Source organism: Mastigocoleus testarum BC008, assembly GCF_001456025.1.
Taxonomy (GTDB): Bacteria; Cyanobacteriota; Cyanobacteriia; order Cyanobacteriales; family Nostocaceae; genus Mastigocoleus; species Mastigocoleus testarum.
This window is the reverse complement of sequence record NZ_LMTZ01000096.1, coordinates 93162-110996: the sequence shown is the minus strand read 5'-3', so window position 1 is coordinate 110996 and position 17835 is coordinate 93162. Positions and strand designations below refer to the sequence as shown.

Sequence of the window (17835 nt, the reverse complement as noted above, 5' to 3'; positions counted from 1 at the left end):
AGTATAGTTTTTAGAATACTTTTCTGTTCCCTTTGGAGTGAAATTTAGTCTTTACTAGGGAGAAAAGAATCTCTATACCCCGAACAAAGGCAAGAGACTCTTTTTTATTTTTTATTTACTCGCAGCTTTTTAAACGAATCATAACAGTGGGATAAAAAGCAATATAAAGTAATTTCAGCTATTACCTCGCCATTGCTAAATTTTTAGAAGCATCAAAGTAATTATTTTGCTCCATTCTGAGCTTATCGCACAATCTACCTTGCGGTAATTCAACATCTTCATAGGTTAGTACTGCATCTTTAGGAATATCTCGCTTGAGGCGACAACCTTCAGCTAAACCAATTGGAAGAAGATTTTGCTTTTGGGTGGTGTCGGAGTTTTCACACTGTCCGTATGTCATATAGTAGCCAATACCATCCAAAGTTTCACCCGCTTTAAGATTGATTTTAGCTGTGGTTACTACATCAACTATTGGACCTCCCAAGGGGCTTAAAACATAATCTTGAAAGAGAACAGCACGAGCGACAGATATTGGTACTTCAAAATGACACAGATGATAAGGAGTATAAAAACTATAGAGTGGACCTTCCCCTAATTTGTATAAATTAAGATAATGACGTTGCTTGGGGTCATCATGGGTTCCAAAGACAAATACTCCTGGACCAGGCTTTGCTCCAACTACATAATCAACAATTCCACCTAGCTCTTTAAGTTGCTCGACATCATACATGTTGGTCATTTCATCCACATGACCTTTGAAGTCATAACCTAACATCCCACGCTTAGCAACCTTCATACCTGTTGCATTAGCAACAATTGCCTGTTCAAAGGAGATTTTTGTCCCGTCAGCAAAACTAGTGACCATATGGGGTTTTTGTCCCCAACGTTTCGCAAATGCTTCTTGGGTTGTGGGATTGCGATAGGGGTCTTGTAAACCTTTGATATTTCCACATAGCAGGGGAGTTAAACCAATGCTTTTGACAAAACGATAAAGGTTCATTTGTACCCCAGGCTGATCGCCATCACATGCTGAAAGGATTACTCCAGCTTTGTCCGCGTGTACTTTGAGGATGGGGCCAATTGTACCGTCAAGCTCAGCATTCATCATAATTACGTGCTTGCCATTGGCGATCGCTTCCATGACTACATGAGCGCCAAACTCTACTGCACCAGTAACTTCAATTAAAGCGTCAATACCAGAAGCACGGCACAATAACATTGCATCTTCAGTGATAGCATAGCTGTTATTAGCAATACTAGCTTCTAAATCGCTGACGCTGGAAACAACCTTAAAATCTTCAATTCCTGCTTCGGAATAAGCTCGCTTAGCTGCATCAATGCTGCGATTAGAAATTGCAACTAATTCCATACCAGGAACTGAGTTAGCAATCTGATTGGCAATACCCCTACCCATAAAGCCAGCTCCAATCATCCCAACTTTGATTGGATTACCTGCTTCGGCACGAGCTTGTAAAGCACGATCTACAATAATCATGGATTTAGACTTCCTTTCAAAAGTAATTTTGCAATTAACTAGGATTTAATATTTTTTCTAAGTTTCGTAGGAGATTAACCTTTCACAAATTTCACAAATTATTCTTCACACTCTTAGCAGCGATAATTTTACGTTGTAGCGCAATATATTAGCAGACGCATAGTATTTACAAGAGCACAGTGTCGACAAAATAGGAAATTGGCATTCCTGAAACATCTAGTTTTCACTGAGATTAATTTACTTATCTATAGAAGAAATATTGCCAATAAGTCTTGTTAATTTACTTAGCGTCCATAAATTTAATAAAGGATTTATCTTAACTACCCATGGCAAAAATCGTATTCTTCTATTCAGGTAGTTGATAAAATAATCCGGAGATTGTGCGGCAACCATATCTATAGATTTTTACGCGCAATATAATTCAGCCTAAACTTCTGCAAATCTATTAAGAGAGTGAAAAATTGTAAATTCTAAGAATTTTAAAAGTGAAAATTTTAACTTCTAACCCCCTACTCTCATCATTGTCATCAAAGGCCAATTAGAATCTTTTTCTGAAATTTCAGTTACTTCGGTAGGCCATTGAATATTAAAAAATGGATCGTTATAGCGCAGACCCCGCTCATAACCAGGTGTGTAAAACTCTCCTACTTGATAGACAACTTCTGCACCATCTGTAAGTGCTTGATAGCCATGGGCAAACATTTCTGGTACATATAAAGCTTTACGATTATCTTGAGTTAACTCCACACCGACATGGGAAAGATAAGTAGGAGACTCCGGACGCATATCAATAATAACGTCGTAGATGGCACCTCTAGTACAGCGAACTAACTTGGTTTCAGCAGCAGGGGAAACTTGATAATGCATCCCCCGCATCGTACCTTTTTTATGGTTATAGGATAAATTACACTGGGCTACTACTGGTTTAAGTCCGTGGTCTTCAAATTCTTTCGCGCAAAAAGTACGGGCAAAGAAACCACGATGATCTGGCTTCTCTTCCAATTCGATGATGTATGCGCCTTTGAGCTTTGTTTCAGTAAATTTCATTGTTAACCTCAAGCAGTAAATATTGGGATTAAGATGCTTTCTAAATTTTGACTGTAAACTTAATAAAACCCTGGTTTAAGATAAAGTAAAAATTCGTGAATTTGCGTTAGTTATTTTCCAGGTTGAGTTGTCTTGGATTTAAAGGTGGATGAAAAATATTACCCACAGTGCATTGATAAACACAAAATAAATAAGTAAGCATCGCTTTTATGGCAATCAAAGGCCATCTTCTCAAAGCACCAAACAATACCCTCCAGTTGAAGTGAATCAATCTGCTCAGAACCATTTTTCTACTAAAACTGCTAGAAAAACCGACTTCTGGCAACTTTGCTAACACCTCTGGAATATCAGCATACTCCAGGGCAACTAAGAGTTTGGGATTTTCCATAAAATAATGGGTGCCAGCAACACATTCTAAGTAATTCTCTTTAGTAATACGAACAGTACCTTGACTTGCACAAAAAGCTGTCCAATAAATTTGAACTGCTAGATTTTCTAGACCTGTTTCCCATTTACCGATCGCACGTTGTGCTAATTTTGTTTTATAGACTAAAGCCGTTGTCAGTCCTACGCCGCCAATGCTTTCTTCTAAGCGCTGCTCAAACAAGGCTATTCCATTGCTGGTAATTTCATCTCTCTCTACATCAAAGCAACGCGGTTCAAAAACTTTACCGGTTTTGGCATCACTTTTAGAAAAATTTAAAATCACCAGTGCTAAATCCGCAGACTTTTTTAAAACCTTGACTAAATAAGCAACTGTTTGATCGAATATTTTGTCATCATCGCTGATTGTCCACACATATTTACCAGTCGCACTCTGAATACATGATGCAATATTTTTCACCGCACCAATATTTTCTTGGTTGCGCTTAGAGATAAATTTAGTGTTCTCGAAAGCTAATTGCCATTTTTCAACAACTTTGGGAGTATCGTCAGTGGAGCAATTATCGGATATCAAAATTTCGCATTCTGATTCAAATCCTTTAATTGCACCAGCCAGCCATGCTAGTTGTCTATCCAATAATTCCGCACGGTTAAATGTCGGAATCGCAATTGTTAATAATTTGTTCATCAGGACAACCACAAAAATAACTACTCAGCACTTGGGTAATCTGCGCTCGAGATTACTCAAAGGTTTTTCACCGCATCACTGTTTAATTCTTGAGAGAAAACTGGTCTAGAACAAGCTACCACCCCATGCTTAGTCATAGACAAATACTGTTGTTGAACTTAGGTAGATAAATAATCAATGAAGTTTTCCTAAGTAAGTCCACGTCAGACAAGACTTATAAGCATTTGTGTTAGAACAATGATTTCGCTAGCCGAGTCAGCAAACAGTGCATTACTGTTAGTTTCAAGAATTTGTTTGTTAATGGCGAATAATTAATAACCTTATTCATTGGCTGATGGTTAACTGTCAGAATTTTTTTAATGACAAAAACCTTACTTATTATTCCCTCTGATTCAAATTATCTTGCTACACACAGTTATTCCGAATCATAAATTTTCTGATTCGGAGCATTAAACACTGCTGCTGGGAACTTAACTAATACTTACTTCTTATTCCAAAAGAAATTTCCATCTATTTGTTGAGTGCGAATAAGATACTCTAACTGCTTTAAGCGTGTAAAGCCGCGAAATTGAAACATGTCTTCAGTCATATCAATTTGCTCAAATAGGTCGTATAGCTGCTGAGCGCCAAGTTGAGCGTTCCAATCGCATTTAAAACCGGGCAACTTAGTATTAATTTTTTCAAAGGATACTCGATAGCTACGATTGTCCCCACCACTATCGCCGAAGCTTAATTCACAGCCTTTAAATATACTCGCAATAATTTCAGCGACCTCCTTAACTCGATAGTTATTACTTGTATCGCCAACATTAAAAATTTGGTTGTGGATGATATCCCTGGGCGCTTCTAAAGTACAAACAATAGCTTTACATATATCTAAAGCGTGAACCAAAGGACGCCATGGAGTCCCATCACTAATCATTTTTATCTCTTTGGTGGTCCATGCCAAACCAGCTAAGTTATTGAGAACAATATCAAAGCGCATTCTGGGAGAAGCACCAAAAGCAGTTGCATTACGCATAAAACTTGGGGAAAAGTTGTCGTCTGCCATTGGCTGAACATCTCTTTCTACCAAAGTTTTACATTCGGCATAAGCTGTTTGAGGATTTACTGGAGATTCTTCTGTAACATCACCTTCAGTTGCTACGCCGTAAACACTACATGAAGACATGTATACGAATCGACGCACTCCAGCTGATTTTGCTAATTCAGCAAGACGAATAGAACCTTTATGATTAATTTCGTAGGTAATGTTTGGCGCAAGTTGTCCGGTTGGATCGTTGGATAACTCTGCCATGTGGACTATTGCTTCTACACCTTGTAAGTCTTCCTTGGTTATATTGCGAATATCTTTATTTAAAGTTTTCGCTGTTAGCGTAGTACCGTTGTACAACCAACCAGATTTATAAAAACCTGTATCCACACCAATTACTTCATGCCCTTTTTCTAATAATAAAGGAGGCAATAATGACCCTAGGTAACCCTCAGTTCCAGTGACAAGAATTTTCATAGATGCCAATTCCTATTAGTTAATTTGTTCAGTTCTATTTTTGCTTTTATCAAGCTATTTACCTGGCGCTTAGACTAACTTTTAGTCAGCCCTTATGTCAACAAATTTTAAATTTTAACAGTATTTATTGACACAAATTTCATAATCCATGTTTCTTGATAAAAATTTCGGAAAGTGTGTTTGCATAACACTGACTACATCAGCAGTAACTGGTATCAGCAAGCCAAATCAACCTATATTTTTACCCAGGAAATATAGTTTTGCAACAAGCAATTAAACCGCTTTATTACACCAATAAACCATCTCCTAACTTGTTATTAATGATGTAATAGATGTAAATTTGAGATTATTTTATCCACCTATAATTTAGATTTGCCTGCGCCAATTTTTGTTTGTCAGACGCAAGCAATAATTACGAGAGAATTAACTCAACACAGGCTGTAACGGCGATTGTTCTTTAATCCTTTCGACAATGGCTTTACCTATTTCTAAAGAAGAAGTTGCAGCAGGTGAAGGTGCATTGCAAACATGAATTGAATTTTGACCTTGAACAATCAAAAAATCATCCACCAATTTTCCATCTCTCATTAATGCTTGAGCTCGAACCCCTGCGTGGGTTGGAACCACATCTTGTGCTTGAACTTCAGGAATCAATTTTTGCAGGCTTTGCACAAAAGCCGCTTTACTGAAAGAACGAATAATTTCTTTGATGCCCTCATCTGCATGCTTAGCTGCTAATTTCCAGAAGCCAGGATATGCCATTACCTCAGTAAAATCGCGTAAATTAAAGTCTGATTTTTTGTAACCCTCACGCTTGAGGCTAAGAACGGCGTTGGGACCAGCATGAACGCTACCATCTATCATGCGGGTAAAATGTACTCCCAAGAAGGGGAAGTCTGGATTGGGTACCGGGTAAATTAATCCTTTGACTAGATAACGTTTTTCTGGTGTTAATTCATAGTATTCACCCCGGAAAGGTACTATTTTGGCTTGAGGATTAACATGACCAAGCTTGGCGACGCGATCGCTGTATAAACCAGCACAGTTGACTATAAAATTAGCTTCAAATGTACCGTTATTAGTTTCAAGTATTTGAGAATTACCCCGAGTTAAGATTTTTTGAACCTTGGTGTTAAGACGTAAATCTCCACCACCCTCTGCGATTATTTGGGCATATTTAAAGCAGACCTGCTTGTAATTAACAATGCCAGTGGATGCTACATATATTCCACCAACACTGTTAACGTGGGGTTCAAATTCTTTAACTTCTTCTGGACCGATTCTTTTGACTTCAATATTATTTTCTAAACCGCGTTGGTAGAGATTTTCCAGGCGGGGTAATTCCGAACTATCTGTTGCAACAATTACTTTGCCACAAACTTCATGGTCAATATTATGCTCTTGGCAAAATTCAACCATTGAGCGGCAACCATCTCGACTAAATTTAGCCTTGAAACTTCCAGGTTTATAATAAATACCAGAGTGAATTACGCCACTATTATTGCCAGTTTGATGGGCAGCCCATTGGTTTTCTTTTTCTAAAATTAATATACTTGCCTCTGGGTAAGTTTGACTTAATTTCATACCGATGGACAGACCGACAATTCCACCACCAATAATTGCAAAATCGTACATTAATGTTCTGCTCCCCTGTTTATTTAATATTCCCAGTCCCTGTTCGGATAATGAATGAATTAAATTAACCAATTATTTGCATCAGTTACCATATTTTCCAGGGAGCTTGATTATTATTCCACAGTCCCTCAAGATATCTTTTATCTCTTAATGTATCCATCGGATGCCAAAAGTCATAATGTTTATAAGCAGATAACTGTTCCATTTCTGCCAATTTTTCTAACGGTTCTCTTTCCCAAATGCTACTATCATCAGCAATTAAATCGATTACTGCTGGTTCTAATACAAAATATCCACCATTAATCCATGCTCCATCACCTTCTGGTTTTTCGCGAAAGTTGGTAATTTTTGTTTGTTCTTGACCTAAGACAATAGCACCAAAACGTCCTGGAGGTTGAACTGCTGTTAATGTTGCTAGGGTATTTTGTTGTTTGTGAAAGTTAATTGCTTCAGTGATATTTATATTGCTTACACCGTCACCGTACGTAAAGCAAAAAGTTTCATTTCCAAGATGTTCTCTGACCCGCTTTAAGCGTCCACCTGTCATCGTAGTGTCGCCAGTATTTACCAAAGTAACTCGCCAAGGTTCTGCATTACCAGAGTGAACATTCATCTGGTTGTAGCGCATGTCGAAAGTCACGTCTGACATGTATAAGAAGTAGTTGGCAAAATACTCTTTGATGACGTAACCTTTATAACCACAGCAAATAATGAAATCATTGATGCCATGGGCTGAATAGACCTTCATTATATGCCATAGAATTGGCTTGCCACCAATTTCTACCATTGGCTTTGGTCTGACACTAGTTTCTTCGCTGAGGCGAGTACCAAGACCTCCAGCTAAAATTACTACCTTCATAAAACTACCTCTAATTTTATTTGCATATTGAGCAGATTAGTATAAAACTGCTGAATTTTATTACAATACAAAAATAAATATTAATTTTGTTAGTAATAAATTTAACTATATTATTATCCACAGGGATAAAGAAAAGGTAAATAAAATAGTTTAGTGTGTGAAAAATTGAAAAAGTTTACTAAAAATATAATACACACGATATTAACACTGAAGTACTTAATCAAGCTCGAAATATACAAGTATTTTTAAATAAAAATATTGAAATGTATAAAATAATTTTGTATTAAAATTCTTTTACAAAAAATCTGGGTGTTATGAGAAAAAATGGTTATATTTTTATCTTTGAAATAATTGATGCTATTATGCAAACCTTTTGTTAATAATCAATCTTAACTCTCATAGATTATTACATTTATTTTCTTGCAAGGAACTTTGGGAAAAACTAAATTTCATTCAATCAAGGGTTTTTATTTATACAAAAACTGACAATAAACTTTATTACACATATCTAATCTGTAAAGTATCTAATCTGTAAAGAAAAGAAAATCAATTAAAAAACCGCTGTCCTATTTTGGAAAGCGGAATACTTGAGGATATTACCTAAATTCATTTTTAACTTTTGCTGATACAGCTTCTGTTAATAAAATTCAAATCAAAAAATTTGTATCATATAGATGATATGTCAAATTCCTAATTGAATACCTAAAACATTTAATTTTTTATTTGATTTTTTAACCTATTAAATAGAACTCCTAATAAATAGATGACACCCATGAAAGTAATATGAAAATGATATGAATGAAAGTGATATTCCTAAAAATTATTTTAACTAGCTACTTTTACCAAGTACGCTGCTATTTTGGAAGAAAGTATCACACCTATTCTCCAGGACCACACAAATACTACTGAGTGCTTGTTGGTAGCTATCCATATCTTCCTGCTCTAAGGAAATCTTCGCAGCTTTTTGTAAATCATCAACTGCCTTCTTATGATTTTTCCCTGCCTTAGCTAAACCATATTGTGCAAGTTCATAACGAACTACACCACGTTTTAAGTAAACTTTTGCCAAACGAGAGTTAATTTTTAATGCTTTAGAAAAATCATTAATAGCTTGTTTATACTCAGACTCAAAACTACTGCTATACTGTGCAATTTGATAGCGGAGTAAACCACGCTGATAGTAAGCTTCTGCTCGTTTTGGGCTGATATTTATAGCATAATTAAAGTCGTTGATTGCTTTCTTAAAATCATGTTGTGAGTCCCCACTATATTTAGCCATTTGGGAACGTACTATTCCGCGTCTAATAAATGCTTCAGCGTCCTTACTATTTATATCTAGTGCCCGATCATAATCTGCGATCGCGAGCTTGTATTCTTCGTCAGGGTCGGTGCTATATTCAGCGAGCATGTGGTGAACATTACCCCTGTTGACATAGGCTTTAATTTCTGAGGGGTTAATTTCTATTGCTTTGTTATAGTCTGCTAAAGCTGCTTGATATTCTTTGAGGTTGTAATGGGCATTCCCACGATTTACATAAGCTTTAGAATGCTCACTTTTTTTCTCAATCGCTTTACTGAATCTATCTACAGCTTCTTGATAATTTCGAATTTTATAGAGAGCATGACCCTGTTTGTAATAATCATCAAAAGTATAATTATTAGCTGAAGCTTGATTTTGTTGTAAAAGTTGTTGCGTATAAGCACTCTGAGAAATGAATGGACGATTAGTAAGTTTTATCATCCAATCCAGATAACCTAAAAGACCAAAGCCAATCAAACAAAACATCATCGGATATAGTCGACGCTTTTTGATCGGTTGGTAATAAGGAACATTTTGAGCACTTACCCTTTGGGGAAAGTTTGTGGCTTTCCAAGGAATGGTAGTATTCTGTGGTATCCTCTGAGGCTGATAGGAAGGTCTTTTTGACTTAATTCTAGGTTTTAGGTGCTCCTTAGCCGCAATTGCTTCTGGTGACGGGAATGGATCGCGTCCTCCCAAGCGAGAAGTTCTCTCGCACCAAGGACATTTATGTAAATGATTACTATGTATGTGCTGAGGATTACTAGAACAAGTAACTAAAGCTTCTTCTGCTTCTGCAAGTGCTAGCAGCCAATGTTGAGCGCTAGGACGTAATTTAGGATCGTAATGACCATCCTCAAAACAACGAACAAACAGTTGTTGCAAAGTCGGATGGAGAATTTCCCAATTTGGTGCAATTGGAGTAGCTACATACGGGACTCTCCGTCCCTGACTGTACGTAAAATGACCTTCCGCAATACGAGCTTCGTAAGCTGGAGGTTCTCCTGTGCCTTGATATATGCCGGAGAATGGATGTGTCCCTTCCATCAATAACTGAAATATTAACACTCCCAACCCAAATAAATCATGAGTTTCGCTACGTTCGTGCTGACCGAAGTTTTTATTTTGTAGTTCTGGTGGGGTAAATTCCGGTTTACCCACTTTACAACGGTAGACAGTTTTATGGCTGGGGTCTGAAACTTGGAACGAATCAGTGTCAACTACTGTAACTAGGGCAGCATCACTAACAAGTATGTTTGACTCATTGACATCCCCTATACAATAACCACTTGTATGTAATGATGCGAATGCTGCCGCCATATTACGAGCAGTACGGAGCAGATACTGATAATTGAATAAAGGACAATGTTGTCGTCGCGTTCTGGGGTTATAAAAATCGATGATTGGACGCATTCCTCTCAGGCGTGGCATCAAAAAGCCAACAATCCGATCGGTTCCATCGCTTGAATATAACGCTTCGGTAGGCCAAGCAATAGAAATATGACCCAAACTCGCTGTGGGGTTGTCTGGGGGGTGGGCAATCATTACTTCAAGCTTATGACCCTGCTCTTCAGTCTGTTTATGATAAATTTTTGCCACCGAACTGCCATCAGTGGGTACAGCATAAACACAAGCTTCCCCACCACGTCCTAAACTGACTGTGAGATTAATCGCAATATTCTTGTTGTCAGGAAGACGACGTAGTACCTGCATGATATGATTTGGGTGAAACAGAAGATAAAAAATAGATTATTCTCATAGTTCAAAAACTAGATAGTTCAAAAACTAGCTAGTCTCTCAATGCACCTATGATCAAAGTTAAGTCATCATCAGTACGCTGGGTTATTTTATCCGAACGTAGAAACCTGACTAGTTGTTCTTGAGCTACGGACTTATCTTGAGCATTGGCGACAAACTCAAATAATGGCATGAAAAAAGGTTTGTGAGGTGCACCAACAGCCATGTTCATGGCTAACATTTCCAACCCGTCTGTAATCATACCAACGTTGACTATAGGTTGACGCCATATCTTCAATTGTGCAGTTTCTAGTGCAGTTGGAGAAGTCAAAAATGTGGTCTCATTTATATATTCACCGTTATCAGGGATAGTAAGTGCTAGCAAATTACCCCCCTCATCCTTTGCTACTGCTACACCATCGCCCACTTGTGCCACCGCAACAAGTTCGGGTGTAGCAATCATAATAATCAAAGTAGTCGCCAAATCCATTGGCAGCTTCTCGCAAGCTATTGCTTCTTCCTCTACAGCTTTTGCTGCTGAAAGCATTGCTTCTGCCAAAACCGATCGCACTAGTGCATCATCAACCAGTGTTTCTTGAGTAATCTCTTTATTAGAAATACTCTCGACCGCAGTTTCCACAGCAATCATTGCTCCAACTTTGCCCTGGATTGCAGAACCTGCACCATCTGCGGCTGCTGCCACCAAGATATTGTCTGACAACAATTGCCAATGATGAGCATCTTGACACAACTGCTTGTTCTTTACGTGACTAGTACCACATACCGATGCAGCAACTACCCGCCAATTAAGTATTTGCTCCGAAATTTCCATAAACAGTTTTCTAACAGTTGTGGGTGCATTCGGTCGTCGCGAACTTTATGTTATACCGAGTTCCAACCAATGGGTGGTAGTGCGACTTGCTCGTCCACCTTTGATTGGGATACCGTCGACATACTAGCTGAAAGCCAAACAAACATCTCTACAAAATTTAAGCCCTCTAATTTTAAAGGTGTGCGTACAGAGATTTGATTCAAACGCGTCATATTAGCATTTTCAACACCTACAGTGAAAAATGCCACGCGTTTATTAGCTTCATCCGCTTGCAAGCGACGCGACGCCTGCTCTACGATATCATCCATCTCGCCTTGGGGTTCGCCATCTGTGATCATAAAAACCCAAGGGCGATAATAAGCAATACCATTAGAACGATATTGGGCTTTCCGCTCTTGAATTATATCCAAGGATTTATTAATCCCTGACCCCATAGTTGTAAGCCCTTGAGCTGTAAGTATGGGTGGATTAAACTGATCGGCAGTCACAAAGTCTTGGACGACATTTACATTACTATCAAAAGTTATGATAGCTACTTCGACCCTTCTGGACGCCAAAGAACTTTTAGTCAACTCATCTTTAAAACTGAGCAGACCTTGATTCAGAGCTTCGATAGGCATTCCCTGCATCGAACCAGACGTATCTAGTAACAAGACACAAGGACAACGCGGCTCTGGATTTTCAGCAAATTCAACTACTTCATCAAGTTTTAATGTGTCGAGCATAACTTTGTGCTGCTATATTAAACTCCAAAGCTTAATTTCCTTCAGATAAAAGTATATAATTTCAAAGCCCCAATAAGATTAAATCTTTTTTGGTGCTTGTCCCTTATTAACTTACTTTTCATTAAAAAAAAATAATACTACAGGAATACCTCACACTTTAAAGAAATCTTAACGAAAATATGTTTGTATAAAAGTGAATAGTACAGATAAATTTACTTTCTCTGATAGTGTATTCACGGTAATTTGTACACAAATATAGAATACAATAGCCTCACAACTTAGTTCCTACATGTATTTAAAGATTCTGTGTAGAAAAGACTGATTTTACATGAACTAATTAACTGTAATTCATATAGTCAGATTGAATACTACAGAAATATAATTTTAAATATTTACATTAAAAAAACATTGAAAACCACTGAGAATGCCTGTGGGAGCGAGCAGTTAAAAAGATAATCGGATATAACTTTTATTGTGGGTGCGTTTGTGGATAGTGTGTTTGTGCTTGGGTGTTTGGAAACGCAAAGTCCTGTTTCGTAGCTATGTATATTTTTTGGCTTTTTTTGTAGTTAGAATCATAACCTCTAAGTAGATGAAAAATTTAGGTACATTTACGAAACTGCGTCCGCCGAGCTTGCTAAGACACCTAACGAATGCCTCTGAAAATGTTTTTTTGCAAGCGTTCAGTCAATCAATTAATTGGACGATTTATATAGAAAATGGGAAAATTATTTATGCTACCCATTCTGTGGAACCTTTCGACCGATTAGAGCGTCATCTGCGTCGTCTGAGTTATCAAGTTCCCACATTGGACAAAGAAGTGCGGGCACAAGTTCGGCTGAAGTTTGAATCTGATACCCACATTCCGCCTTTAATGCATCCAGAATATGAAGCTATTTCTTGGTTGCTCAATGAAAAATATCTACAACCGACACAAGCAGCTTTAATCATTCAAGAACTTGTTAAAGAGGTTATAGAGTCATTTATTTTAGTTAAAGAAGGTAAGTACGAGCTAAGTCTTTTTGATGGCAGGGTTCCAGTTTTAAGTAAGTTAAGTATAGATAAGTTACTTGTTTATTCACAAGAGCGATTGCAGCATTGGCGGTCATTTGCACCCCAAATTACATCTCCTTTTCAACGTCCTTATTTATTGATGAAGGCAGATGGTAATCATGGAAATTTACCAGGAATTCAACAAAAATTAGCCAACTGGATGAAAGGATTTAGCTTGCGACATCTTGCAGTAATTATGAACCAAGATGAAGTACAGTTAACTCACAGTTTGTATCCCTATATTCTTAATGGTTCAATTTTATTACACGAACCAGATCCTCCTTTTGATAAGTTACCAAAAACTTTTGATGAAAGATTAAAAGCACAAATTTATCATCATCAATTAAATAAGTATCAAGTTGTTGATATAAAGGAATTACATAATAAAGTAACTCCGATTAATAATGTAATTTTACCTATTACTAATTTGGTTGCGACTGAAGAAGAGGTTCAAATTCCTCCTTCAAGAGAAGAAAATATAAAATATTCTACTACAGCAACTAAACCAAGTCATAATTCTCGCAAAGGCAAGCCAGCAAAAAATACTGGGAAGAAGAACTACACCATAGTTTCAGTAGATGACAGTCCCACATTTCTTAAAGAAATTAGTCGCTTCTTGGAAGACGAAAACTTCTCTGTGGTTACGATTAACGATCCAGTCAAGGCTGTGATGTTGATCATTCGCTACAAACCAGACTTGATTCTATTAGATTTGCACATGGAAGGAATTGATGGTTACGAACTATGTCGAATCATTCGCAATAACTCCATGTTTAAGAAAACTCCCATCATTATGGTTACTGGGAGTAAGGGAATTGTCGACAAAGTTAAGGCAAGACTTGTAGGTGCATCTGGATATCTAACTAAGCCCTTCACTCGAGCTGATTTATTAAAAATGGTATTCATGCATTTGACTTGATGATTTTTGGGCTTGATTATTTCATGATTAATGCTTAATTTTAAGGATGAGTTGAGAAATATATATTACTAATAGTGAATACTAATAAGTATTTTTTATTAAGTAATTATGTAAGTTTATCAACATTATTGATGTCCAAAAATTATCCATTCTAATGATTTATTGGGGGTACTTGTATGGCTACAGTTTTGGTTGTCGACGACACTCCATCGCAGTTGGAGTTGATGAATGTTTATTTACAAGATGGTGGTTATCATGTGATTACTGCTAGCGATGCTAAAGATGCATTACTCAAAGCAGAAAGTTATCAACCCGATGTAATCCTCACTGACGTTGTAATGCCGGGAATGAGTGGCTTTGAATTTTGTCGCCAGTTAAAACGAAACCCAGTCACCCAAAATTTACCAATTATTATTTGCAGTTCCAAAAACAAACAAATAGATAAAATTTGGGGAATGAGACAGGGCGCAGATATTTACTTGACTAAACCCTTCAGCAAGCAAGAATTAATTCAGGCATTAAAATCGGTTTTAGATTCTCGAACGCCAATAGTTAGTCATATACGAACAACTGTTTCCTAAAAATGGCAAGGAATAAATGACCAGTGACAAGTGACCAATGAGTAGTGAATTCTGCATACAATTAGAGGAATCATTAAAATTTTTAGAACTAGTCAGCAAATTTTATGCGTATTTCTCTCAATTGGCTGCGGGAACTGGTAGAGTTGAAACTTAACCCAGAAGAATTAGCTGAAACTCTGACAATGGCGGGGTTTGAAGTCGAAGATATTGAAGATCGTCGGACTTGGGCTAATGGTGTAGTAGTGGGAAAAGTTGTAGAACGAGAACCCCACCCAAACGCAGACAAGTTGAGTGTCTGTCAAGTTGATGTTGGTACTGGTGAAAATTTAAATATTGTTTGTGGCGCTCCCAACGTATGTCCAAATATATATGTACCAGTGGCAACAGTGGGTTGTTACTTACCCAATATAGATTTAAAAATTAAACCTGCTAAATTACGCGGGGTTAAGTCTTACGGGATGATTTGTTCCTTAAAAGAGCTTGGTTTACCTGCAGATGTGGACGGGATTCACATTTTTACTGGGGAAGATTTACAACTAGGTAGCGATGTTCGTCCCCTCTTGGGTTTGGATGATGTTGTTTTGGATGTAACTACCACAGCAAATCGGGCTGATGCTTTAAGTATGGTCGGTGTAGCGAGGGAAGTTGCTGCATTGACTGGCGGACAACTCAGTTTACCAGTACCTGGGAAAGTTACTTTTTCCCAAGATACAAGCAATTTAGATGTTCATGTGGAGGATAAAAAAGCTTGTCCGGCATATTTTGGTACGGTCATTGAAGACGTCAAAATATCATTATCTCCTGATTGGTTGCAACAACGCTTGCGTTCTGCTGGAGTACGACCAATTAATAATGTGGTGGATATCACTAATTATGTAATGTTGGAATGGGGACAGCCGTTACATGCTTTCGACCGAGAACGCTTGCAGGTTGTGGCTGATGGGAAGAAAAATATTACCATTGGCGTACGTTTTGCCAATGCGGGGGAAGAAATTAAGACTTTAGATGGTCAAACGCGCAAACTTTCCACCCAAAACTTATTAATTACTGCTGGTGATAAACCTGTTGCGATCGCGGGTGTAATGGGTGGAGAAGAAACAGAGGTCCATGAAGGTACCCAAAATCTAGTATTAGAAGCTGCATTGTTTGATAACGTTCCGATTCGTCGTTCCTCCCGCAGTGTTGGTTTGCGCAGCGAGTCTTCCGGTCGTTACGAACGGGGAGTAAATCGTGCTGAATTGGAAATTTCCTGTAATCGAGCTTTATTGTTATTGCAAGAGTTAACTGGTGGAAATATTATTTACCAAGCTGTTTCTGACAGTCGCCCAGATCCTTCTAATTGGTCTCGTTCTATTGAATTACGTTTGGAACGCGTAAATAAAATTTTAGGACCAACCAACTCCCAAGAGGAAAATACAGAAGTAACTAGCGAAGATGTAGAAAGAATTCTCACCACATTGGGTTGTAAATTAACTTTAGAAGATGAAGGACGATGGATGGTTTCCGTTCCTTCCTATCGTTATCGAGATTTGGAGCGAGAAATCGATTTAATTGAAGAGATTGCTCGTCTATATGGTTACGATAACTTCTGCGATACCCTACCAGAAGAATCAGAAGCAGGTTATTTACCATTAGACCAAGAATTAAAACGCTGCTTGCGTGCAGCATTCCGTGCTGAAGGATTGACGGAATTAATGCACTATTCTTTGGTCAAACCAGGGGAATCAAGACAAGTAGTATTAGCAAATCCCCTACTTTCAGAGTATTCAGCATTGCGAACCGATTTAATTTTTGGGTTAGTTAATGCTTATAAGTATAATCTAGAGCAAGGAAACGGCGATCTCAACGGTTTTGAAATTGGGAGCTTGTTCTGTGAAACAGAGGATGGCTTGAAGGAAGAAGAAGCGATCGCTGGGATAATGGGTGGCGATACTACTTCCAGTAGATGGACTAGAAGCGATCGCAGACAACCTATGACTTGGTACGAAGCCAAAGGAGTTTTAGAAAGCGTCTTTGACAAGGTGGGTTTGCAGGTCGAATATCAACCTGATTGTAGCGACGGTCGTTTTCATCCAGGTCGTACTGCTTCCCTGTGGTTGGGCGGTAACAAGCTAGGTATTTTTGGACAACTGCATCCCCAATTTAGACAAGAATGTAGCTTACCAGATGAAGTCTACGTATTTCAGATGGATCTGGAAGTACTCTTAGATGCTCTTGACTCCGATGAGATTCTGGTTCCACAATTCCAAAATTATTCCAACTATCCCGCTTCCGATCGCGATTTAGCTTTCTATGCACCTGTGAATATTAGAGTTGCTGAAATTGAAAAAGCAGTTACTAAAGCAGGTAAGGGTTTGCTTAATTCCGTAGAATTATTTGACGAATATCGTGGGGAAAATGTCCCCACAGGACAACGTAGTTTAGCATTTCGCTTGATTTATCGTGCAGAGGATCGAACTTTAACTGATACAGAAGTCGAACCAGTACATCAAAAGGTTCGCGATACTTTAGTTGAGAAGTTTGGTGTGGAACTGAGAAGTTAACAGTTTATGGCTGACGCCACGCCCTTACGGGCTACAGTTAACAGTTAACAGTTATCAGTTATAGGCTTTTGTCGCACCTTTTCTCACTGAAGTTTATTTACACCTGATCTAGGGAACCATTACTAGCTTATAGTTCCAGAAGAAGTAGAGTTTTTTGGATAATAACCAATGATAGCTGATAATTGATAACTGGTAACTGGTAACTGAAAATAGCCATGGCTAAATACATTATGTGGGGAAGCTACTGCGAAAATGTTTTGGAAAAACGCGCTCCCTATCGTCAAGCACATTTGGATGGACTTACAAAACAAAAAGCAGAAGGAGTATTAATTACCCTTGGTCCCACAAAGGATACGACTCAAGTTTTTGGAATTTACGAAGCTGAAGATGAAGCGACTGTGCGCCAGTTAGTGGAAAACGATCCGTATTGGAAAAATAGTATTTGGACTGAATACACTGTCAAAGAATGGATTCAGGCTTTTTAAAACTATAGATTATTGCTGTATCCTCGGGATACGGCCTGAAAA

At 37.9% G+C, this 17835-nt stretch carries 13 protein-coding genes; 4 read left to right on the top strand and 9 right to left on the bottom strand.

Annotated features, from left to right (window positions below; genetic code table 11):
* Nucleotides 1-181 precede the first annotated feature (181 nt).
* The 9 genes from BC008_RS20620 to BC008_RS20580 form a co-directional block, all read right to left on the bottom strand.
* Nucleotides 182-1495, bottom strand: coding sequence for an NAD(P)H-dependent oxidoreductase (locus BC008_RS20620; RefSeq protein ID WP_027840274.1), 1314 nt, complete (start codon nucleotides 1493-1495; stop codon nucleotides 182-184).
* Nucleotides 1496-1996: 501 nt separating this feature from the next.
* Nucleotides 1997-2542, bottom strand: a complete 546-nt coding sequence (gene rfbC / locus BC008_RS20615) for a dTDP-4-dehydrorhamnose 3,5-epimerase (RefSeq protein WP_027840273.1) — start codon at nucleotides 2540-2542, stop codon at nucleotides 1997-1999.
* Nucleotides 2543-2648: 106 nt separating this feature from the next.
* Entirely contained in the window at nucleotides 2649-3614 is a 966-nt protein-coding gene (locus tag BC008_RS20610; protein WP_058183801.1) for a glycosyltransferase family 2 protein, read from the bottom strand.
* Nucleotides 3615-4095: 481 nt separating this feature from the next.
* Nucleotides 4096-5124, bottom strand: coding sequence for an NAD-dependent epimerase/dehydratase family protein (locus tag BC008_RS20605; RefSeq protein WP_027840272.1), 1029 nt, complete (start codon nucleotides 5122-5124; stop codon nucleotides 4096-4098).
* Between the two features lie 423 nt (nucleotides 5125-5547).
* On the bottom strand, nucleotides 5548-6759 hold the full coding sequence (lhgO, locus tag BC008_RS20600; protein WP_027840271.1) for an L-2-hydroxyglutarate oxidase: 1212 nt from the start codon (nucleotides 6757-6759) through the stop codon (nucleotides 5548-5550).
* 85 nt (nucleotides 6760-6844) lie between these two features.
* Nucleotides 6845-7618 (bottom strand): glucose-1-phosphate cytidylyltransferase, encoded by a 774-nt coding sequence (gene rfbF / locus BC008_RS20595; RefSeq protein WP_027840270.1) that lies wholly within the window; start codon nucleotides 7616-7618, stop codon nucleotides 6845-6847.
* A gap of 829 nt (nucleotides 7619-8447) precedes the next feature.
* A complete protein-coding gene (locus tag BC008_RS20590; protein ID WP_027840269.1) occupies nucleotides 8448-10631 on the bottom strand; it encodes a tetratricopeptide repeat protein in 2184 nt (727 codons plus the stop codon).
* Nucleotides 10632-10707: 76 nt separating this feature from the next.
* Nucleotides 10708-11487 carry a PP2C family serine/threonine-protein phosphatase gene (locus BC008_RS20585; protein WP_027840268.1) on the bottom strand — a complete coding sequence of 260 codons (780 nt, stop codon included), beginning with the start codon at nucleotides 11485-11487 and terminating at the stop codon, nucleotides 10708-10710.
* Between the two features lie 50 nt (nucleotides 11488-11537).
* Nucleotides 11538-12212, bottom strand: a complete 675-nt coding sequence (locus BC008_RS20580) for a vWA domain-containing protein (RefSeq protein WP_027840267.1) — start codon at nucleotides 12210-12212, stop codon at nucleotides 11538-11540.
* Nucleotides 12213-12804: 592 nt separating this feature from the next.
* Between BC008_RS20580 and BC008_RS20575 the strand changes: the two genes are divergently transcribed.
* The 4 genes from BC008_RS20575 (at nucleotide 12805) to BC008_RS20560 (ending at nucleotide 17793) form a co-directional block, all read left to right on the top strand.
* Nucleotides 12805-14184 carry a response regulator gene (locus BC008_RS20575; protein WP_027840266.1) on the top strand — a complete coding sequence of 460 codons (1380 nt, stop codon included), beginning with the start codon at nucleotides 12805-12807 and terminating at the stop codon, nucleotides 14182-14184.
* 176 nt (nucleotides 14185-14360) lie between these two features.
* Nucleotides 14361-14765, top strand: coding sequence for a response regulator transcription factor (locus BC008_RS20570; RefSeq protein ID WP_058183800.1), 405 nt, complete (start codon nucleotides 14361-14363; stop codon nucleotides 14763-14765).
* Nucleotides 14766-14869: 104 nt separating this feature from the next.
* Nucleotides 14870-17308, top strand: a complete 2439-nt coding sequence (pheT, locus tag BC008_RS20565) for a phenylalanine--tRNA ligase subunit beta (protein ID WP_027840265.1) — start codon at nucleotides 14870-14872, stop codon at nucleotides 17306-17308.
* Between the two features lie 215 nt (nucleotides 17309-17523).
* Entirely contained in the window at nucleotides 17524-17793 is a 270-nt protein-coding gene (locus BC008_RS20560; protein WP_027840264.1) for a YciI family protein, read from the top strand.
* The last annotated feature ends 42 nt before the right edge of the window (nucleotides 17794-17835 follow it).